The sequence below is a fragment of the Vibrio sp. S234-5 genome, assembly GCF_000960595.1.
Classification (GTDB): domain Bacteria; phylum Pseudomonadota; class Gammaproteobacteria; order Enterobacterales; family Vibrionaceae; genus Vibrio.
On the sequence record NZ_JZAM01000217.1, the window covers coordinates 1 to 407 of the forward strand.

Annotated in this window: 1 pseudogene; it reads left to right on the forward strand. The window is 42.3% G+C overall.

What is annotated here, in order from left to right:
* Positions 1–42: 42 nt before the first annotated feature.
* Positions 43–407 (forward strand): annotated as a pseudogene (locus UF06_RS12645) (SAM-dependent methyltransferase); the annotation flags it as partial.

The window sequence follows — 407 nt, forward strand, 5'->3', positions numbered from 1 at the left end:
GCTCGATACAATAGAACCTTTGAAAGTACACACGGAATCAGCATGGAAGATTTTTACCTAAACAGTCGAGGTTTGGCGGGTTATTTTGAGGCACAATGGTTCGATAAATTTGTGGAAGATAAGCAGGTTGATGCGATCACCAGTGAGTCGAAACTTGTTCCACTTTCTTTTGCTAAATCATCCCATTGTTCGCAAGTGGCGGATTTTATTACTCAAGCGGTATCGAAGAATGGAAAACCGCCTCATGCTTTTCTTGGGGTTGGCGCTGCGTTAGGTAGAAACTATTATGAGTTAGTTCAGCGATTAGATAGCCTAAAACAAGCAACGCTTGTTGAGCCGTCAGGTATGTTGTTGAATGGATTGAAACAGTTGTTGGTGGAAGAACAACAGGTCGAGCTGACTTATAT